Source organism: Ruegeria sp. AF5 (assembly GCF_056541905.1).
The window spans coordinates 1-16,789 of the sequence record NZ_JBQFYZ010000007.1 but is presented as its reverse complement, the minus strand read 5'-3'; the positions used below and the strand labels follow the sequence as shown (position 1 = coordinate 16,789).

Sequence of the window (16,789 nt, the reverse complement as noted above, 5' to 3'; positions counted from 1 at the left end):
ATCGCTTGCCATGACCGGGCGGTAGTCTATCCGGATTGCCACAAACAAGAACTTGGCAGGCGCATGACTGAAACCACTCTCTCGACCCGGAAACAGCCGGAGACTACCGCTGCACGTGACTGGGTAACAACGCTTGCCAAATATCGCGAACCCGACCAGCTGCGCAGCGCGTTTGAGCTGGGCGTCAGTATCATCCCCTTCTTCGCGCTCTGGGCTTTGTCCTGGATGTCGCTGTCGGTCAGCTATTGGCTGGCTTTTGCGATCTCTGTTCTCAACGCGGCCTTTCTGTTGCGCCTGTTTGCCATCCAGCATGATTGCGGGCACGGCGCGTTCTTCAAGAACCGGACGGTCAGTGACTGGGTTGGACGCTCGATCGGAGTTCTGACGCTGACACCTTATGATGTCTGGCGCCGCACGCATTCCACACATCACAACAGTTCCGGCAATCTGGGCAAACGCGGGATGGGCGATATCCACACCCTGACCGTGGCCGAATATCAGGCGAAAACCCCGATGAACCGGTTCTGGTATCGTGTGTATCGAAACCCGATCACCCTGTTCGTCTTTGGCCCCGGATATCTGTTCCTGTTTCAGAACCGCCTTCCACTGGGCCTGACCGACAGCGTCCGGTTCTGGGTCAGCGCGATGGCCACCAATCTTGCCATTCTGGTTGCGCTTGTGGCCATTTACTATTTTGGCGGGCTGATGCCGATGGTTCTGATCTTCCTGCCCTCGACCCTGATTGCCGCCACCGCCGGGGTATGGCTTTTCTATGTGCAACACCAGTTCGAGGACACGCATTGGGACGCCGATGAAGACTGGCAGTTGCACGAAGCGGCGCTGCACGGAAGCTCTCATTATATATTGCCGTCCGTGTTGCAGTGGTTCACCGCCAATATCGGCATCCACCACGTGCATCACCTGTACAGCCGCATTCCGTTCTATCGCCTGACCGAAGTGCTGCGCGACCATGATGAGCTGGCCAACAGCAACCGGATGACCATCCGCGAAAGCCTCGCCAACGCGCGCCTGCACCTGTGGGATGAGCAAAGCCGTCGACTGCTGTCCTTCGCCGAGGCGCGGGCACTTTACGGGTGAGGGGTTCCGTGGCGTCGAGCGCAGGCGGAGTTTTCAGAGTTACCGGTCCGTGAGCCGCGCCAGCGACTGCCCGTGGGGTGGCGCTGCAACAGCTGATCCGCGTGCTTTATGGTACCAGACACGTGTGAATTCGTAGCGAGGCGCAAAGGCCCCCAAAGCGCCAGCCCGCCGGGACGGGCAGTCGCTGGCGCGGCGGCCTTCGGCCTTGTCCCGCGCTTGGGGCAACGTACTACTTGTTCATTTTGCTGTCTGACTTTTCACTTCATTCGCGCTGAAAACAAATTGCAGTGGGTGAAATTTGTTTGAACTGAAAGACTTTTGCCCTTTTGATAACTATTGAGAAGGCCTTTGTTACAGTAAATTCAAAGTTGTTAATCGATTATGCCCTATATAAAAAACCTATCTGAGTACATCGAACAGATCTCCGAGCGAAACTCTGAATGGAACAGCGGTGAGCTACTGTACAGAGGTCATGAAGACAGGGCCTATAAAGCTGAACCGTCAGTTTTGCGATCTGAAGATTGGAAACAGCGCGAACACGAGATGATCCGTGAATTGTTGGCCGAGCATCCAGAAGATTTCTCTCGTGATCTAAGTACCTTTGAGTGGCTGGCTCGAGCGCAACATTACGGCCTCCCCACACGATTGCTAGACGTTACCAAAAATCCTTTGGTCGCTTTGTATTTTGCGTGTCGTAGCGCTTCCAGCTCTTCTTCTGAGACCCTTCCCAGGCGTCCAGCGGGCGAAGTTATAGTCTTCAACCCCATTTCGCTAAGAAAGCGCTTCTTTGATAGCGAGAGCGTGGCCGTCCTTTGCAACTTAGCATATTTGCCGTTCGAAAAGAAAAACTCATTAAGAAAACACTTGTTGCGGTGCCGTGAGGATGCGCTGCGAGAAACAACGGACGGGTCGGAAGAAGATTTCAACAAAGCCTATGTCTCTAAATTCAATGCAAATTCAGAAATTAGAGAAATCTTGAGATTGGCTAACCGGGACAACCCAAGTGTAGGTGATACTCTCCATCCCGATGATCTTTCTCAGATAGTAGCGGTTTTGCCAAGAAAGCTAGATGTGCGTATCGCCTCGCAAAGTGGTGCATTCCTAATATTCGGTTTGTTCAACCCAGAAAGAGAGGGTATTTTTGCAGAACGTAAACGTAGTCGTTTGCCAACGCGTCATTTCCTTAAGAATTTTGATACGTATGAAATATACGTCGCACCAAAAAACAAAAATGGTATTTTGAGTGAGCTAGATAGTTTGGGTATTAATGAAGAGGCGCTCTTCCCAAGCTTGGAGATAACAGCCGCAAAGATAAAAAGACGAGGTGCCTGAAACGCACTAACCCCCCTTGCCACCCACCCCCAACACTGCTAAACGCTCCCAATCTTGCGGCCTCGGATTCGTTCCGGGGCCTTAGATATTTTGCAACCGGGGACCTTCGGGGCCCTATACCTTTGGCACCTACGGGGGCCTATCACATAGCGGGGGACCTCCCCTGCACTTGCTAAACGGAAGACAGAAAGCATGGCACTCAAGTCGTACAAGCCGACGACGCCGGGCCAGCGCGGGCTGGTGCTGATCGACCGTTCGGAGCTTTGGAAAGGACGTCCGGTCAAGTCTCTCACAGAGGGTTTGACCAAATCGGGCGGCCGGAACAACACCGGACGGATCACTTCACGCCGCCGCGGCGGTGGCGCAAAGCGTCTCTACCGGATCGTTGACTTCAAACGGAACAAATTTGATGTCGCGGCAACCGTCGAGCGGATCGAATATGACCCGAACCGGACCGCGTTCATCGCACTGGTAAAATACGAAGACGGCGAGCAGGCGTATATCCTGGCTCCGCAGCGTCTGGCTGTTGGTGACAAGGTCATCGCGTCGGCAAAGGCCGATATCAAGCCGGGCAACGCAATGCCGTTCTCGGGCATGCCCATCGGTACCATCGTCCACAACATCGAGATGAAGCCTGGCAAAGGCGGTCAGATCGCACGTGCGGCCGGTACTTACGCGCAATTCGTGGGCCGCGATGGCGGTTACGCTCAGATCCGTCTGAGCTCGGGCGAGCTGCGCATGGTCCGTCAGGAATGCATGGCCACCATCGGTGCCGTGTCCAACCCCGACAACAGCAACCAGAACCTTGGTAAAGCCGGTCGTATGCGCCACAAGGGCGTTCGTCCGTCGGTTCGTGGTGTTGCTATGAACCCGATCGATCACCCGCATGGTGGTGGTGAGGGTCGTACCTCGGGTGGCCGTACACCGGTTACGCCGTGGGGTAAGGACACCAAGGGTAAGCGTACCCGCAACAAGAACAAAGCGTCCCAGAAGCTGATCATCCGCTCGCGGCACGCCAAGAAGAAGGGACGTTAATCCATGTCTCGCTCTGTTTGGAAGGGTCCTTTCGTCGATGCTTACGTGCTGAAAAAAGCCGAAGCAGCGCGCGAGTCGGGCCGCAACGAAGTCATCAAGATCTGGTCGCGTCGTTCCACCATCCTGCCCCAGTTCGTGGGTCTGACCTTTGGTGTGTACAACGGCCAGAAGCATATCCCGGTAAACGTCTCGGAAGACATGATCGGTCAGAAGTTCGGTGAATATTCGCCGACACGGACCTATTATGGCCACGCCGCAGACAAAAAAGCGAAGCGGAAGTAAGTCATGGGCAAGGAAAAGAACCCCCGCCGCGTGGCTGAAAACGAAGCAATGGCGAAAACGCGCATGCTTCGCACCAGCCCGCAGAAACTGAACCTGGTAGCAGCTATGATCCGCGGCAAGAAAGTCGAGAAGGCCCTGACCGACCTGACTTTCTCGAACAAGCGCGTCGCGCAGGACGTCAAGAAGTGCCTGCAGTCCGCAATCGCGAATGCCGAAAACAACCACAACCTGGACGTTGACGAGCTGATCGTCGCCGAAGCCTGGGTTGGCAAGAACCTGGTCATGAAGCGCGGTCGCCCGCGTGCCCGTGGCCGTTTCGGCAAGATCATGAAGCCGTTCTCGGAGATCACCATCAAGGTGCGTCAAGTTGAGGAGCAAGCCTAATGGGACATAAAGTCAATCCGATCGGCATGCGCCTTCAGGTCAACCGCACCTGGGACAGCCGCTGGTACGCAGATACCAAGGACTACGGTGATCTTCTTCTGGAAGACCTCAAGATCCGTGAGTTCATTCAGAAAGAGTGCAAGCAGGCCGGTGTTGCCCGTGTGATCATCGAACGTCCGCACAAGAAGTGCCGCGTTACGATCCACACCGCACGTCCGGGTGTCATCATCGGCAAGAAAGGTGCGGACATCGAAGTCCTGCGCAAGAAGCTGGCTGCGATGACCGACAGCGAACTGCACCTGAACATCGTCGAAGTGCGCAAGCCCGAACTTGACGGTCAACTGGTTGCCGAGTCGATCGCTCAGCAGCTGGAACGCCGTGTTTCGTTCCGCCGCGCGATGAAGCGTGCCGTACAGAACGCCATGCGCATGGGCGCCCTGGGTATCCGGGTGAACGTCGCTGGCCGTCTGGGTGGTGCCGAAATCGCACGGACCGAATGGTACCGCGAAGGCCGTGTGCCGCTGCACACGCTGCGCGCCGACATCGATTACGCACATGCCGAAGCGATGACCCCCTACGGGATCATCGGGATCAAGGTCTGGATCTTCAAAGGGGAGATCATGGAGCACGATCCGCAGGCACGTGACCGTAAAGCACAGGAACTCCAGGACGGCCCTGCACCTCGTGGTGCTGGTGGCGGTCGTCGCTAAGGAGGGAAAGATATGCTTCAACCAAAGCGTACAAAATTCCGCAAGTTGCACAAAGGCCGGATCAAGGGCGAAGCCAAGGGCGGCTCTGATCTGAACTTTGGCACCTACGGCCTGAAAGCGATTGAGCCTGAGCGTGTAACCGCACGCCAGATCGAGGCTGCACGTCGTGCCATGACGCGTCACATGAAGCGTCAGGGCCGTGTCTGGATCCGCATCTTCCCCGACACTCCGGTCACGGCAAAGCCGATCGAAGTTCGTATGGGTAAAGGTAAGGGTTCGGTCGACCGCTGGGTTTGCAAGGTCAAACCTGGTCGCGTGATGTTCGAGATCGACGGCGTCAATGACGAAATCGCCCGCGAGGCCCTGCGCCTGGCTGCGATGAAGCTGCCGATCAAGACCCGCGTCGTGGTTCGCGAAGACTGGTAAGCGATCCGGGGCACCCCCGCTCGTGACTAGATTGACCCCCGTCGAAACACCGGCGGGGGTTTTTCTTTAGGGGGCTCTGCCCCCGCCGCGCGTGCCGCGCGCCTCCCCCGGGATATTTTGGGCCAGATGAAGCAGGGGATCCGTTCTTCATCTGGCTGCAAATATCCCGGAGCGCGAGGCAGAGCCTCGCAAAACAGCCATCGCCTTCACCGCGCGGCTGGTTTAAGACAGCGCCATGCCACAGATTGAATCACTCTTCGTCACCCGCCTCTATCGTGCCTCTTTGTCCGAGTTCGGTCCCCCGATCGATGCGGAGGAGTTGGAAAGCTCGTGCCTTGTCATCGCCGAGGATGACGAGGCCGGTCAGGACTGGTGCGAAGAAAACGGCTATCCCGGTTACACCAGCTATGCTTCGCTGACCGACCTGCCCTGGCGGTTTCCGATATTCGCCGATCTGGTCAAAGCGCTGGACAGCCATGTGGCGGCTTTTGCCAAGGATCTGGAGTTTGATCTGGGTGAGGGTGAGCTGAAGCTGGAAGACCTGTGGATCAACATCCTGCCCGAGGGTGGCATGCATTCCAGCCATCTGCACCCGCACAGTGTGATTTCCGGCACCACCTATGTGGCGATGCCCGAAGGCGCGAGCGCGCTGAAGCTGGAAGACCCCCGCTCAGGCCGCATGATGGCCGCGCCGACGCGGCTGAAAGGCGGGCGACGCGATTTGCAGCCCTTCATCTATGTGAAGCCGCAGGTGGGCGATGTTCTGCTGTGGGAAAGCTGGCTGCGCCACGAGGTGCCGATGAACATGGCCGAGGAAGAGCGGATTTCAGTGAGTTTCAACTATAAGTGGGAGTGACCGTTTCTGGCAGGGCTGACTTCTGCACCTGTTTGATTGATCGGGATCAAGCACACTTAAGCCTGCTCGTTGTAGACTCCGCTCCAATGCGTCGGTCTGCCTGATGAGTCGGACCGGAGTGCCGCGTATCTGGTTTGATCGGACACACCGTGCTGAGATTTGTCACATTGATCATAGGGCTACTGGTCTCAAGCGCGACTGGCGTAGTGGGACAGGAGGTCGACCCGCACCGCATCTACGAAAACAGCTGTTCCGGATGCCACGCCCCCCATTCCGGTGATTTCGTTTGGGATGAGCTTAATGTGTCAGATGGCGTGCTGGTCGGAGCCCGGTCCGGACGGGCGGTCGAAAATTACTTGCGCTCCGGTCATGGCGGGGTGACTACGGACAAGGCCGAGGTACTGCTTGCTCATTTCCGGATTATCCGGGACTCGGGCGGTGTCTTCATCGAGAAATGCCGTATTTGCCATGTGACCGCCGTGGAGCTTGTGCGAAACAATCTGATCCTTGACGAAGGGAAGCTGACGGGGCGATATACCGGGCGTGACATCGGAGCGTTCCTGGACGGTCATGGCCGTCTTTCGCCGGAAGAGGTTTCCGAGATGCTGTCCGTACTGACCAGAGTGGCAAATAGCCAGGGTCTGACACGGTGACGCACGCGGGTTTTTGATTTTGGGAATTTCCCTGTTCCCGCATGGCAAACTTTCCCTTGCCACCCCACCCCTAACCCCCTATAGAGCGGCATCTTGCGGTCTCCCGGCGTTGTCGGGCGATTCGTATGTCTATCATTCATCCACCAGGTCAAAGGTGACCCGTGTACGGGGCCTTCTGGTGTTTTGAGCAAAGGAAAAAGGCGATGAACGCCCAAGAACTGCGTGACAAGACCCCTGATCAGCTCCGCGAGGAACTGGTCAACCTGAAGAAAGAAAGCTTTAACCTGCGCTTTCAACAGGCAACCGGTCAGCTGGAAAACACTGCTGGCATCAAAGCGGCCCGCCGCAACGCTGCCCGCGTCAAAACCATCCTGAACGAAAAGGCCGCTGCCGCGGCATCCGAGGAGTAATCAGATGCCCAAGCGTATCCTGCAAGGCACCGTGACCAGCGACGCCAACGAACAGACCATCACCGTGCTGGTCGAGCGCCGTTTCAAGCACCCGCTGCTGCACAAAACCGTTCGTAAGTCCAAGAAATACCGGGCTCATGACGAAAAGAACGCCTTCAAGGTCGGCGACTCTGTACGCATCATCGAATGCGCGCCGAAATCGAAGACGAAACGTTGGGAAGTTCTGGAAGCGTAAGCTTCCGGGATTTTTCATTTGTCGAAACCCTGGGGGATTTAATCAGACCAGCCCCCACAGGTCGGGAGAAACCACATGATCCAGATGCAGACCAATCTGGATGTCGCTGACAACTCTGGCGCACGCCGAGTTCAGTGCATCAAGGTCCTGGGTGGTTCCAAGCGTAAATACGCCTCCGTTGGCGACATCATTGTCGTCTCGGTGAAGGAAGCCATCCCGCGCGGCCGCGTAAAGAAAGGTGACGTCCGCAAGGCCGTCGTCGTACGCACCGCCAAAGAAGTCCGTCGCGAAGACGGCACCGCGATCCGTTTCGATCGCAACGCCGCCGTCATCCTGAACAACAACAACGAGCCCGTAGGTACCCGTATCTTTGGCCCCGTTGTTCGTGAACTGCGCGCGAAGAACTTCATGAAAATCATCTCGCTGGCTCCGGAGGTGCTGTAATTATGGCTGCTAAACTCCGCAAAGGCGACAAGGTCGTCGTGCTGTCCGGCAAGGACAAGGGCAAAGAGGGAACTATCACCTCGGTTGACCCCAAAGCCGGTAAAGCTGTGGTCGATGGCATCAACATCGCCATCCGCCACACCCGCCAGTCGCAAACCTCGCAAGGTGGTCGCCTGCCTCAGGCAAACCCGATCGAGCTGTCGAACCTGGCACTGCTGGACAAGAACGGCAAAGCAACCCGCGTTGGCTTCCGCATGGAAGGTGACAAGAAGGTGCGTTTCGCCAAGACCACAGGGGACGTGATCGATGCTTGATAACGCAACCTACACCCCGCGCCTGAAAGCGCAGTACGCCGAGACCATCCGTGCCGCTCTGAAAGAAGAGTTCGGCTACAAGAACGACATGCAGCTGCCCAAGCTGGAAAAAATCGTTCTGAACATCGGTTGTGGTGCTGAGGCCGTCAAAGACTCGAAGAAAGCGAAAGCCGCTGTCGAGGATCTGACTGCAATTGCCGGTCAACAGGCCGTCTCAACCAAGGCGAAGAAGTCGATCGCGGGTTTCCGCGTCCGGGAAGACATGCCGCTGGGTGCGAAAGTGACCCTGCGCGGTGACCGGATGTACGAATTCCTGGATCGTCTGATCACGATCGCAATGCCGCGCATTCGTGACTTCCGCGGTGTTAAGCCCTCTTTCGATGGTCGTGGCAACTTTGCCATGGGCATGAAAGAGCACATCGTGTTCCCGGAAATCGACTTCGACAAGGTCGACGAGGTCTGGGGCCTGGATATCGTAATTGCCACCACAGCGAAAACCGACGCTGAAGCAAAGGCACTGTTGAAAGCATTCAACATGCCGTTCAACGCGTAAGCGCCGGGAGGATTGAGACATGGCTAAAAAAGCAATGATCGAACGCGAGAAGAAGCGCGAACGCCTGGTGGCCAAATATGCCGCAAAGCGTGCCGAGCTGAAAGAAATCGCGAATGACGAGAGCAAGCCGATGGAAGAGCGTTTCAAAGCGCGTCTGAAACTGGCGAAACTGCCGCGCAACAGCTCGGCTACCCGTCTGCACAACCGTTGTCAGCTGACCGGTCGTCCCCACGCTTACTACCGTAAGCTGAAGGTCAGCCGTATCATGCTGCGCGAGCTGGGTTCTGCTGGTCAGATCCCCGGCATGGTGAAATCGAGCTGGTAAGGGAGACATAGATATGAATGATCCTATCGGCGATATGCTCACCCGTATCCGCAACGCGCAAATGCGCGGCAAGTCCACCGTTTCCACTCCGGCGTCGAAGCTGCGTGTTTGGGTTCTGGACGTGCTGGCGGACGAAGGCTACATCCGAGGCTATGAAAAGACGACCGGTGAAAACGGTCATCCGGCCATCGAAATCAGCCTGAAATACTACGAAGGCACCCCTGTCATTCGCGAACTGAAGCGGGTTTCGAAACCCGGTCGCCGCGTATACATGGGCGTCAATGACATCCCGCAGGTCCGTCAGGGTCTGGGCGTGTCGATTGTCAGCACTCCGAAAGGTGTGATGTCGGACGCAAACGCTCGCTCCAACAATGTTGGCGGCGAAGTGCTCTGCACCGTCTTCTAAGGAGGTCTGCAATGTCTCGTATTGGTAAAAAACCGGTCGAGCTGCCCAGCGGCGTAACCGCCTCTGTGTCGGGTCAGACCATCGAAGTCAAAGGTCCGAAAGGCACCCGCAGCTTCACCGCCACCGACGACGTGACGCTGTCGGTTGAAGACAACGTGGTCAAGATCGACCCTCGCGGCATGTCCAAGCGTGCCCGCCAGCAGTGGGGCATGAGCCGCACCATGGTTGCCAACCTGGTAACCGGTGTGACCGAAGGCTTCAAAAAAGAGCTGGAGATCCAGGGTGTTGGTTACCGGGCGCAGATGCAGGGCAACACCCTGAAGCTGAACCTGGGTTATAGCCACGATGTTGATTTCACAGCTCCGGAAGGTGTCACCATCACCGCACCGAAGCAGACCGAGATCGTTGTGGAAGGTATCGACCAGCAGCTGGTGGGCGAAACCGCGGCCAAAATCCGCGAGTGGCGCCGCCCCGAGCCGTACAAAGGCAAGGGCATCCGCTATAAGGGCGAGTTCATCTTCCGCAAGGAAGGCAAGAAGAAGTAAGGACGCAGACAATGGCAAACAGCAAAAGAACCCTGTTTCTGAAGCGCCGCCTGCGCGTTCGGAACAAACTTCGCAAGGTCAACGCGGGTCGTCCGCGCCTGTCCGTACACCGTTCGAACAAGAACATCTCTGTTCAGCTGATCGACGACGTACGTGGCGTGACCCTGGCCTCGGCCTCGACCCTGGAAAAAGATCTGGGTGTTGTTGGCAAGAACAACGTCGAAGCGGCCACAAAAGTGGGCGCGGCCATCGCCGAGCGTGCCAAGAAGGCAGGCGTCGAAGAGGCCTATTTCGATCGTGGCGGCTTCCTGTTCCACGGCAAAGTGAAGGCTATCGCCGACGCTGCGCGTGAAGGTGGCCTGAAGATCTGATGGTGCGCCGGGCTGAAGCCCGGCTTACCGGATACGACGCCGTAGGCCGGGCTTCAGCCCGGCACCGGCACTTTGAAGGCGGGTCCGCCCGCCTCGATGATCGGGGAGCCCCAGAATGTCATTCACGGGTTCACTTCGATTGAGTAATTGGCGCCGCAAGCGCCTCTAGAGAAAAAGGGATGCCAAATGGCAGAACGTGAAAACCGTCGGGGCCGTGGCCGCGACCGTGAAGAAACGCCGGAATTTGCAGATCGCCTGGTCGCAATCAACCGCGTGTCGAAAACCGTAAAAGGTGGTAAGCGCTTTGGCTTCGCCGCTCTGGTGGTTGTCGGCGATCAGAAAGGCCGCGTCGGCTTTGGCAAGGGTAAAGCGAAAGAAGTACCTGAGGCCATCCGCAAGGCGACTGAGCAAGCCAAGCGTCAGATGATCCGCGTGCAGCTGCGCGAAGGTCGGACCCTGCACCACGACATCGAGGGCCGTCACGGCGCCGGTAAAGTGGTTATGCGCGCCGCGCCTGAAGGTACCGGTATCATCGCCGGTGGTCCGATGCGTGCCGTGTTCGAAATGCTGGGCGTCAAGGACGTTGTGTCCAAGTCGCTGGGCTCGCAGAACCCGTACAACATGATCCGCGCCACCATCGACGGCCTGCAGAAAGAGCAGAGCCCGCGTTCGGTTGCCGCACGTCGTGGCAAAAAGGTTGCTGACATCCTGCCCAAGCGGGACGAAGCACCGGCTGCTGCTGAAGCAGAAGCAGAAGCATAAGGAGAGCACGTCATGGCAAAAACCATCGTCGTCAAACAGATCGGTTCGCCGATCCGTCGCCCCGCCGAACAGCGCGCAACCCTGATCGGCCTGGGCCTGAACAAGATGCACAGAACCCGTGAGCTGGAGGATACTCCTTCGGTGCGCGGCATGATCCGCAAGATCCCGCATCTGGTAGAGATCATCGAAGAACGCGGCTAAGCCCGCCTTCATCGGAAAGAACAAAAACGCCTCCGGTAAATTCGGGGGCGTTTATTGTTGGCACTTCAGCTTCTTGGGGATTCCTTCCTCCAACCCGGATTTCTGGAGCGCCATGTTCAGATTGATCTGTATCAATGACCAATTGGATTATGATGGGCTATCCAGCGTGTTTCACGCAGGAGGTTCTTGAAGTGAGTGCGGATAAGACAGGACGGATCGTTTGGCATGACCTCTTTACGCCTGATCTGAACGCTTCCGAGGCTTTCTATGGCCGTGTAGCATCGTGGGATTTCATTAAGGAAAGCACAGAAGACTATGTCTGGGGCCGCGGAAAGGGGGAATTCACTCTTGCTCTTTTGAATGGGGAAGCCGGAAGTGGATTTACCAAGACTCCAGCGGGCTTTGATGCCGGCTGGCTTCCCTATTTCGAGGTTCCCGATGTTGACAAGTATTCAAAGCGTGCCGAGAAGCTGGGCGCGCGCATCATTCGACGCCCCTTTGATGTGCCCGGCGTCGGGCGAAACTGCTTATTGTTGGACACCTTGGGAGCCAGGTTTGGCATTTCCGTTTCACAACACGATTACCCGATACCTACACAACAGTTCACAACAGAGGTTTATCTGAGCGAAGGCCCGGAGTTTCCAGTCGAATTCTACCAATCGTTGTTTGACCGAACATCTTCGAAGACGGATGGCACGGGCGCGACCGGGCCAGGTCAGTGGCTTTCACATATTCCTGTGGTTGCTTCACCAGATATAAAGATACGTGGAAGATGCGCCTGGCTACCTGGAATTAAGGTCACTGCTATCGAGAATGCGGTACGTGATGCTTTGACGCTTGGAGCGTCCGAAGTGCGTGTTCGATCACGGAATAGCGCGCAGCATGCACCGCGTGTATTTCGCGATCCGACGGGGCTTTATTTTGCATTTCAGCAGGTGGGTCCGGTTTTAGGAACAAACTAATGGTCGCTGCAACCCGCAGATGGCCATTGCGTCGATTTGCAGGTCAGCTGCAAAATCCAAGCCAATAGGAATGGGAACCAGGCTACGAACAAGCCAACCCGCGAATGTTATTCGCCGCATGCATACCGGCTAGACCAAAATCTGCGTTGTTAGCGATAGCAAACGCTCCTATCTCTGCCTTGTCCAATGAAGGAACACAAAAGGAAACGTCAGGGAATACGCCCTGATACGAGAAAGGAATAAAGAGATGACAACTGCGACACTGACCCATACCGGCTTCAACTTCGGCACCCGGATCGCTGACATGATCACACGGATCAAAACAGCCCGCGCACGTGCTGCTGAGTATCAGCGCACCTATACCGAGTTGCAGCGTCTGAGCAACCGTGAGCTGGACGATATCGGCATCCGCCGCTGCGACATCGCAGATATCGCGCACCGGCACGTATATTGCTCGTAACCACTCACACAATTGAAACGACCCAAAGGCGCCTTAGGGCGCCTTTTCTATGTTCAGTGCAGGCCCTGCCCCGCGAGCAGGCCGCTCAGCGGCCGTCAGAGGGTGCGATAGCTGTTTGATGCGGCCCACAGTGCCGGTGACGCCAGAATTGCCCTGAGCGGCCGCTGGAGGGCGTGTGACCGCCCTGCCCTGACGCGCAAACCCAGAGTTTTGACGTCTGAAACGAAATCGGCCCCGGAGGAGTGATCCACCGGGGCCGAAAAGTGTCGCTGTAAGCGTTGGATCAGAGACCGGTGCTTACGTCGATTGTGTTACCCTCTTCCAGGGTCACATATGCTTTCTTGACGTCTTTCCGACGGCCCAGCTGGCCGCGGAACCGCTTGACCTTGCCTTTGGTCACGGTGGTGTTCACCGCCTTGACCTTCACACCAAACAGTGCCTCAACGGCCTCTTTGATCTGCGGCTTGTTGCTTTCGATCGCCACTTCAAAGACAACCGCGCCATTTTCGGACGCCATGGTCGACTTTTCGGTGATGATCGGCTTGCGGATCACGTCGTAGTGTTCTGCCTTCGCGCTCATTTCAGACGAGCCTCCAGTGCTTCGACAGCCGCTTTGGTGAGCACCAGGGTGTCACGCTTGAGGATGTCATAAACGTTTGCACCCATCGACGGCAGGATATCCAAACCTTCGATGTTGCGCGACGCCTTCAGGAACCCTTCGTTCACGGTCGCGCCGTCGATGACCAGAGCGCGTTTCCAGCCCAGGTTTGCAACCTGTTTGGCCAGTGCGGCGGTCTTGCCTTCGGCTTCGGCGTTCTCGATCACAACCAGTTCACCTGCTTTGGCTTTGGCCGACAGAGCGTGGCGCAGGCCAAGCTTGCGGAACTTTTTCGGCAGGTCGTGGCCGTGCGAACGAGGGGTCGGGCCCTTGTAAACACCACCCTTGCGGAAGATCGGTGCGTTACGGTCACCATGGCGTGCGCCACCGGTGCCCTTCTGGCGATAGATCTTCTTGGTCGAGTAGCTGGTTTCCGAGCGGGTCTTGACCTTGTGGGTGCCGGCCTGCGCGTTGTTGCGCTGCCAACGGACCACACGGTGCAGGATGTCCGCGCGCGGCTCGAGGCCGAACAGGTCTGCATCCAGCTCGATGTCGCCGGCCTTGCCGCCGTCCAGTTTGATTACATCAAGTTTCATGCTTCACCACCTTCCGCGGATACTTCTTCCGCAGGTGCTTCGGTTGCAGCCGATTTCACAGCAGCCGGGAAAGGCAGGCCTTCCGGTGCTTTCTTCTTCACGGCGTCCTTGACGGTGACCCAGCCCGATTTCGGTCCGGGAACGGCGCCTTTGATGAAGACCAGACCACGGTCGGCGTCGGTTTTGACCACCTCGAGGTTCTGGGTGGTAACACGGGCAGCACCCATGTGACCGGCCATCTTCTTGCCTTTGAACACCTTGCCCGGATCCTGACACTGACCGGTCGAGCCGTGCGAACGGTGGCTGATCGACACACCGTGCGAGGCGCGCAGACCACCGAAGTTGTGGCGCTTCATCGCACCGGCAAAGCCTTTACCGATCGAGGTGCCCGACACGTCTACCTTCTGACCAGCCAGGAAGTGCTCTGCCGAGATTTCGGCGCCCACTTCGATCAGGCCATCTTCGGAGACGCGGAACTCGGCCAGCTTGCGCTTGGGCTCGACCTTGGCAGCGGCGTAGTGGCCGCGCATGGCCTTCGAGGTGCGTTTTGCCTTGGCAGCACCAGCGCCCAGCTGAACGGCGGTGTAGCCGTCTTTTTCAGCGGTCCGCTGTGCAACAACCTGCAGGTTGTCCAGGTGAAGAACGGTCACAGGGATCTGCTTGCCGTCTTCCATGAACAGGCGGGTCATGCCAACTTTTTTTGCGATAATACCAGAGCGCATATTCTATACCCTCCGATCTTACGACTGCAGCTTGATCTCGACGTCCACACCAGCAGCCAGGTCGAGCTTCATCAGCGCGTCCACGGTCTGGGGGGTCGGATCAACGATGTCGAGCAGACGCTTGTGCGTGCGGATCTCGAACTGGTCGCGGGATTTCTTGTCAACGTGAGGGCCACGGAGAACCGTGAACTTCTCGATCTTGTTCGGCAGCGGGATCGGGCCGCGCACGTTCGCGCCGGTCCGCTTGGCAGTGTTGACGATCTCTTGCGTGCTGGCATCCAGAACGCGATAGTCAAATGCCTTCAGCCGAATACGGATATTTTGGCTTTGCATAGTAACAGCCTTTTATCAGGCGTTGAGGTTGAGAGGAGGACAGACGCGCATCGCCAACCCTCATCGAACCCAAAAGGCGGGAATCACCCCGCCTTGACGTTCTTGTTGAGAACTCGCGCGTATTAGTGGGGTTGGCGGGGTTTGGCAAGGGGGAAGTTGGTTCTCTCTCAGACGGCAGCTGAGAGACACGTGTCGAACCGAGAACGACATCGACGCGAAGCATCTGAATTTTCACTTTTTGGTTGGGAATACCCGACTTGAATACCACTCTAAACTGAGTAGTCCTTGGGTCTTAGTATCTGACAGACTTACCCGCACTTGCTTTTATAATCAGTGGGAAACCCTACGCTTTGACGGAAGCCTTGTTATCCAATTCACTTGTTTTCCCTGCTTTGTTGCATGTGGGCGCGTTTGATATTGCACACCTGTTTAACGACGATCCCAACATCCATTATACCCACGCAATCGCGATACAGTTTTTTTTACTGATGCTGTTGTTTACTTTGACTTCCCCCCTCTTCCTTTTGGGTTCAATTCTCGCCTTCTGTTTTTCGCCCAGAATGATCGATCCAGAACGATTGGTTGCACCTTGGACCATGTTACTTGCAATCGCACTTTTACTGAGTGCTCCAATGGGCTTCTCCTACATTTTGCTGGGTGTATTCCTTGTTCTGGCCCTACTAAGCTTGGTGACGCTTCGTTGGATGAAAAGTCCGAAGATCAAGCAAGAGTATCTCTGGCAACCTGAGGGTTTTCGGAATGCAAACCTCCCAAAGAAAACCCTTGCACTCTTGATTCTGGGCCTACTTCTTTACTTTCTGAAATCACTCGCAACGGCACTGATTTTTTCAGCGGTGCCATTAAATACTGGTCAGCCAGAGTTCCAGTTACAGTTTTCACACAGAATGAACATCAGTGTTGTGCGTGCATCATACAGGTTTCCAGATACACAATCCTGCCTTGAGAGCGGCGCAGATGCTGGAATCCGCGAAGATCTGCTGCGAATGGATTGGGATGAGATTTCGACGATCGGAGACGCAAAGGTCTGCATGTTCAGGTTGCTACACGAATGGGGTGGAGTGGCTGAGGCTGCATCTTGGCTAGAAGCCCAAGGCTTTCGTGTGGGCGAGAATATCAGTTCCGAAAAACCCTACGAGAACCGAGATGGCACATTACGCGTCGACGGCGGATGGTCGATCAAGAGAAATGGCCCACGCTTTCCAACATCCGGCATTGTGACTCGCATTCTAAAGGCAGTACCTTATGGCATGGGTGTGAGAGCCACCTTTAGCGAAGACGGGGAGGAGCTACTTTATCTCAACATCGATTTTTCCACACTATGAAAACTCGCGACTGCACCGCCTTCTGAGCCAAGGTTCTTCGGCGTATGGTTAGAGTAAACAAAAAGGCCGCCCCTTTATGGAGCGGCCTTCGTTTATTCACCGATGTGCCGGGCTGAAGCCTGGCCTACGGATTATTCTACGATCTTCGACACGACGCCGGCGCCGACGGTGCGGCCGCCTTCGCGGATCGCGAAGCGCAGGCCGTTTTCCATCGCGATCGGGGCGATCAGCTCAACGCCAAACGACACGTTGTCGCCGGGCATGACCATCTCGGTGCCTTCCGCCAGGGTCACGGTGCCGGTCACGTCAGTTGTACGGAAGTAGAACTGAGGACGGTAGTTCGCGAAGAACGGGGTGTGACGGCCGCCTTCTTCCTTGGTCAGGATATAGGCTTCGGCTTCGAACTTGGTGTGCGGTGTCACCGAACCCGGCT

General features: G+C 56.6%; 29 protein-coding genes. 23 read left to right on the top strand and 6 right to left on the bottom strand.

Annotated elements, in window-relative coordinates:
- The first annotated feature begins 63 nt into the window (after positions 1 to 63).
- A complete protein-coding gene (locus tag ACR0DS_RS11590) occupies positions 64 to 1,098 on the top strand; it encodes a fatty acid desaturase (RefSeq protein WP_480547319.1) in 1,035 nt (344 codons plus the stop codon).
- Between the two features lie 39 nt (positions 1,099 to 1,137).
- Here the strand turns inward: ACR0DS_RS11590 and ACR0DS_RS11585 are convergent, their stop codons facing one another.
- Complete coding sequence (locus ACR0DS_RS11585) at positions 1,138 to 1,323, bottom strand: hypothetical protein (RefSeq protein ID WP_480616739.1); 186 nt, start codon at positions 1,321 to 1,323, stop codon at positions 1,138 to 1,140.
- Between the two features lie 156 nt (positions 1,324 to 1,479).
- On the opposite strand from ACR0DS_RS11585, the gene ACR0DS_RS11580 reads away from it, so the two are divergent.
- The 21 genes from ACR0DS_RS11580 to ACR0DS_RS11480 all read left to right on the top strand — a co-directional run bounded on the left by ACR0DS_RS11580 (position 1,480) and on the right by ACR0DS_RS11480 (position 12,764).
- Positions 1,480 to 2,430 (top strand): FRG domain-containing protein, encoded by a 951-nt coding sequence (locus ACR0DS_RS11580; protein ID WP_480559530.1) that lies wholly within the window; start codon positions 1,480 to 1,482, stop codon positions 2,428 to 2,430.
- A gap of 192 nt (positions 2,431 to 2,622) precedes the next feature.
- Positions 2,623 to 3,465, top strand: a complete 843-nt coding sequence (gene rplB, locus ACR0DS_RS11575; RefSeq protein WP_170531634.1) for a 50S ribosomal protein L2 — start codon at positions 2,623 to 2,625, stop codon at positions 3,463 to 3,465.
- Between the two features lie 3 nt (positions 3,466 to 3,468).
- Entirely contained in the window at positions 3,469 to 3,747 is a 279-nt protein-coding gene (gene rpsS, locus ACR0DS_RS11570) for a 30S ribosomal protein S19 (protein WP_005980699.1), read from the top strand.
- 3 nt (positions 3,748 to 3,750) lie between these two features.
- A complete protein-coding gene (gene rplV / locus ACR0DS_RS11565; RefSeq protein WP_209505855.1) occupies positions 3,751 to 4,131 on the top strand; it encodes a 50S ribosomal protein L22 in 381 nt (126 codons plus the stop codon).
- Positions 4,131 to 4,841, top strand: coding sequence for a 30S ribosomal protein S3 (rpsC, locus tag ACR0DS_RS11560; protein ID WP_209505853.1), 711 nt, complete (start codon positions 4,131 to 4,133; stop codon positions 4,839 to 4,841). The genes rplV and rpsC overlap by 1 nt, the downstream gene beginning before the upstream one ends.
- A 12-nt stretch (positions 4,842 to 4,853) precedes the next feature.
- Entirely contained in the window at positions 4,854 to 5,267 is a 414-nt protein-coding gene (gene rplP / locus ACR0DS_RS11555; protein ID WP_480559528.1) for a 50S ribosomal protein L16, read from the top strand.
- A gap of 235 nt (positions 5,268 to 5,502) precedes the next feature.
- Complete coding sequence (locus ACR0DS_RS11550) at positions 5,503 to 6,123, top strand: 2OG-Fe(II) oxygenase family protein (RefSeq protein ID WP_480496041.1); 621 nt, start codon at positions 5,503 to 5,505, stop codon at positions 6,121 to 6,123.
- A 149-nt stretch (positions 6,124 to 6,272) separates the two neighbouring features.
- Entirely contained in the window at positions 6,273 to 6,776 is a 504-nt protein-coding gene (locus tag ACR0DS_RS11545; protein ID WP_480487324.1) for a hypothetical protein, read from the top strand.
- 203 nt (positions 6,777 to 6,979) lie between these two features.
- A complete protein-coding gene (gene rpmC, locus ACR0DS_RS11540) occupies positions 6,980 to 7,186 on the top strand; it encodes a 50S ribosomal protein L29 (protein ID WP_209505847.1) in 207 nt (68 codons plus the stop codon).
- A 4-nt stretch (positions 7,187 to 7,190) separates the two neighbouring features.
- Positions 7,191 to 7,421: a 30S ribosomal protein S17 gene (gene rpsQ, locus ACR0DS_RS11535; RefSeq protein ID WP_209505845.1), complete on the top strand. Its 231-nt coding sequence runs from the start codon at positions 7,191 to 7,193 to the stop codon at positions 7,419 to 7,421.
- Positions 7,422 to 7,496: 75 nt separating this feature from the next.
- Positions 7,497 to 7,865, top strand: a complete 369-nt coding sequence (gene rplN / locus ACR0DS_RS11530; RefSeq protein WP_005621870.1) for a 50S ribosomal protein L14 — start codon at positions 7,497 to 7,499, stop codon at positions 7,863 to 7,865.
- A 2-nt stretch (positions 7,866 to 7,867) separates the two neighbouring features.
- A complete protein-coding gene (gene rplX, locus ACR0DS_RS11525) occupies positions 7,868 to 8,179 on the top strand; it encodes a 50S ribosomal protein L24 (protein WP_480474055.1) in 312 nt (103 codons plus the stop codon).
- Positions 8,172 to 8,732 (top strand): 50S ribosomal protein L5, encoded by a 561-nt coding sequence (gene rplE, locus ACR0DS_RS11520; RefSeq protein WP_480484777.1) that lies wholly within the window; start codon positions 8,172 to 8,174, stop codon positions 8,730 to 8,732. Before rplX ends, rplE begins: the two co-directional genes overlap by 8 nt.
- 19 nt (positions 8,733 to 8,751) lie before the next feature.
- The gene (gene rpsN / locus ACR0DS_RS11515; RefSeq protein ID WP_142639784.1) at positions 8,752 to 9,057 is read left to right on the top strand and encodes a 30S ribosomal protein S14; all 306 of its coding nucleotides are present in this window, start codon (positions 8,752 to 8,754) and stop codon (positions 9,055 to 9,057) included.
- Positions 9,058 to 9,070: 13 nt separating this feature from the next.
- Complete coding sequence (rpsH, locus tag ACR0DS_RS11510; RefSeq protein ID WP_209505841.1) at positions 9,071 to 9,463, top strand: 30S ribosomal protein S8; 393 nt, start codon at positions 9,071 to 9,073, stop codon at positions 9,461 to 9,463.
- A gap of 11 nt (positions 9,464 to 9,474) precedes the next feature.
- Positions 9,475 to 10,008, top strand: a complete 534-nt coding sequence (rplF, locus tag ACR0DS_RS11505) for a 50S ribosomal protein L6 (protein ID WP_039523384.1) — start codon at positions 9,475 to 9,477, stop codon at positions 10,006 to 10,008.
- 11 nt (positions 10,009 to 10,019) lie between these two features.
- Entirely contained in the window at positions 10,020 to 10,379 is a 360-nt protein-coding gene (gene rplR / locus ACR0DS_RS11500; RefSeq protein WP_480559526.1) for a 50S ribosomal protein L18, read from the top strand.
- A gap of 186 nt (positions 10,380 to 10,565) precedes the next feature.
- The gene (rpsE, locus tag ACR0DS_RS11495) at positions 10,566 to 11,141 is read left to right on the top strand and encodes a 30S ribosomal protein S5 (RefSeq protein WP_480554841.1); all 576 of its coding nucleotides are present in this window, start codon (positions 10,566 to 10,568) and stop codon (positions 11,139 to 11,141) included.
- Positions 11,142 to 11,153: 12 nt separating this feature from the next.
- Positions 11,154 to 11,342, top strand: coding sequence for a 50S ribosomal protein L30 (rpmD, locus tag ACR0DS_RS11490; protein ID WP_480559524.1), 189 nt, complete (start codon positions 11,154 to 11,156; stop codon positions 11,340 to 11,342).
- A gap of 134 nt (positions 11,343 to 11,476) precedes the next feature.
- Positions 11,477 to 12,304, top strand: coding sequence for a VOC family protein (locus tag ACR0DS_RS11485; protein WP_480559522.1), 828 nt, complete (start codon positions 11,477 to 11,479; stop codon positions 12,302 to 12,304).
- A 247-nt stretch (positions 12,305 to 12,551) separates the two neighbouring features.
- Positions 12,552 to 12,764: a DUF1127 domain-containing protein gene (locus ACR0DS_RS11480; RefSeq protein ID WP_209505835.1), complete on the top strand. Its 213-nt coding sequence runs from the start codon at positions 12,552 to 12,554 to the stop codon at positions 12,762 to 12,764.
- Positions 12,765 to 13,047: 283 nt separating this feature from the next.
- Here ACR0DS_RS11480 and ACR0DS_RS11475 read toward each other — a convergent pair whose 3' ends face one another.
- From ACR0DS_RS11475 to rpsJ, 4 genes are read right to left on the bottom strand one after another with little or no spacing between them, the layout of a single operon-like run.
- Positions 13,048 to 13,344 (bottom strand): 50S ribosomal protein L23, encoded by a 297-nt coding sequence (locus ACR0DS_RS11475; protein ID WP_170609990.1) that lies wholly within the window; start codon positions 13,342 to 13,344, stop codon positions 13,048 to 13,050.
- Positions 13,341 to 13,958, bottom strand: a complete 618-nt coding sequence (rplD, locus tag ACR0DS_RS11470) for a 50S ribosomal protein L4 (RefSeq protein ID WP_480474058.1) — start codon at positions 13,956 to 13,958, stop codon at positions 13,341 to 13,343. The genes ACR0DS_RS11475 and rplD overlap by 4 nt, the downstream gene beginning before the upstream one ends.
- Positions 13,955 to 14,680 carry a 50S ribosomal protein L3 gene (gene rplC / locus ACR0DS_RS11465; RefSeq protein ID WP_171638102.1) on the bottom strand — a complete coding sequence of 242 codons (726 nt, stop codon included), beginning with the start codon at positions 14,678 to 14,680 and terminating at the stop codon, positions 13,955 to 13,957. Before rplC ends, rplD begins: the two co-directional genes overlap by 4 nt.
- An 18-nt stretch (positions 14,681 to 14,698) precedes the next feature.
- On the bottom strand, positions 14,699 to 15,013 hold the full coding sequence (gene rpsJ, locus ACR0DS_RS11460) for a 30S ribosomal protein S10 (protein WP_008756422.1): 315 nt from the start codon (positions 15,011 to 15,013) through the stop codon (positions 14,699 to 14,701).
- 350 nt (positions 15,014 to 15,363) lie between these two features.
- Between rpsJ and ACR0DS_RS11455 the strand changes: the two genes are divergently transcribed.
- Positions 15,364 to 16,356, top strand: a complete 993-nt coding sequence (locus tag ACR0DS_RS11455) for a hypothetical protein (protein ID WP_480559520.1) — start codon at positions 15,364 to 15,366, stop codon at positions 16,354 to 16,356.
- Positions 16,357 to 16,487: 131 nt separating this feature from the next.
- Here the strand turns inward: ACR0DS_RS11455 and ACR0DS_RS11450 are convergent.
- The coding region (locus ACR0DS_RS11450) for an EF-Tu C-terminal domain-related protein (RefSeq protein ID WP_480616737.1) at positions 16,488 to 16,789 on the bottom strand (302 nt) is incomplete at its 5' end.

Bases quoted from the DNA above. Each gene is read 5' to 3' on its own strand.
- rpmD (WP_480559524.1), top strand. From the start codon at position 11,154: ATGGCAAAAACCATCGTCGTCAAACAGATCGGTTCGCCGATCCGTCGC.
- rpsE (WP_480554841.1), top strand. From the start codon at position 10,566: ATGGCAGAACGTGAAAACCGTCGGGGCCGTGGCCGCGACCGTGAAGAA.
- ACR0DS_RS11580 (WP_480559530.1), top strand. From the start codon at position 1,480: ATGCCCTATATAAAAAACCTATCTGAGTACATCGAACAGATCTCCGAG.
- rpsJ (WP_008756422.1), bottom strand. From the start codon at position 15,013: ATGCAAAGCCAAAATATCCGTATTCGGCTGAAGGCATTTGACTATCGC.
- rpsN (WP_142639784.1), top strand. From the start codon at position 8,752: ATGGCTAAAAAAGCAATGATCGAACGCGAGAAGAAGCGCGAACGCCTG.
- rplE (WP_480484777.1), top strand. From the start codon at position 8,172: ATGCTTGATAACGCAACCTACACCCCGCGCCTGAAAGCGCAGTACGCC.
- rplD (WP_480474058.1), bottom strand. From the start codon at position 13,958: ATGAAACTTGATGTAATCAAACTGGACGGCGGCAAGGCCGGCGACATC.
- ACR0DS_RS11590 (WP_480547319.1), top strand. From the start codon at position 64: ATGACTGAAACCACTCTCTCGACCCGGAAACAGCCGGAGACTACCGCT.
- rplN (WP_005621870.1), top strand. From the start codon at position 7,497: ATGATCCAGATGCAGACCAATCTGGATGTCGCTGACAACTCTGGCGCA.
- rpmC (WP_209505847.1), top strand. From the start codon at position 6,980: ATGAACGCCCAAGAACTGCGTGACAAGACCCCTGATCAGCTCCGCGAG.
- ACR0DS_RS11475 (WP_170609990.1), bottom strand. From the start codon at position 13,344: ATGAGCGCGAAGGCAGAACACTACGACGTGATCCGCAAGCCGATCATC.
- rpsC (WP_209505853.1), top strand. From the start codon at position 4,131: ATGGGACATAAAGTCAATCCGATCGGCATGCGCCTTCAGGTCAACCGC.
- rplX (WP_480474055.1), top strand. From the start codon at position 7,868: ATGGCTGCTAAACTCCGCAAAGGCGACAAGGTCGTCGTGCTGTCCGGC.
- rplR (WP_480559526.1), top strand. From the start codon at position 10,020: ATGGCAAACAGCAAAAGAACCCTGTTTCTGAAGCGCCGCCTGCGCGTT.
- ACR0DS_RS11550 (WP_480496041.1), top strand. From the start codon at position 5,503: ATGCCACAGATTGAATCACTCTTCGTCACCCGCCTCTATCGTGCCTCT.
- rpsQ (WP_209505845.1), top strand. From the start codon at position 7,191: ATGCCCAAGCGTATCCTGCAAGGCACCGTGACCAGCGACGCCAACGAA.
- rpsS (WP_005980699.1), top strand. From the start codon at position 3,469: ATGTCTCGCTCTGTTTGGAAGGGTCCTTTCGTCGATGCTTACGTGCTG.
- rplP (WP_480559528.1), top strand. From the start codon at position 4,854: ATGCTTCAACCAAAGCGTACAAAATTCCGCAAGTTGCACAAAGGCCGG.
- rplF (WP_039523384.1), top strand. From the start codon at position 9,475: ATGTCTCGTATTGGTAAAAAACCGGTCGAGCTGCCCAGCGGCGTAACC.
- rpsH (WP_209505841.1), top strand. From the start codon at position 9,071: ATGAATGATCCTATCGGCGATATGCTCACCCGTATCCGCAACGCGCAA.
- rplB (WP_170531634.1), top strand. From the start codon at position 2,623: ATGGCACTCAAGTCGTACAAGCCGACGACGCCGGGCCAGCGCGGGCTG.
- rplC (WP_171638102.1), bottom strand. From the start codon at position 14,680: ATGCGCTCTGGTATTATCGCAAAAAAAGTTGGCATGACCCGCCTGTTC.
- ACR0DS_RS11480 (WP_209505835.1), top strand. From the start codon at position 12,552: ATGACAACTGCGACACTGACCCATACCGGCTTCAACTTCGGCACCCGG.
- ACR0DS_RS11485 (WP_480559522.1), top strand. From the start codon at position 11,477: ATGACCAATTGGATTATGATGGGCTATCCAGCGTGTTTCACGCAGGAG.
- rplV (WP_209505855.1), top strand. From the start codon at position 3,751: ATGGGCAAGGAAAAGAACCCCCGCCGCGTGGCTGAAAACGAAGCAATG.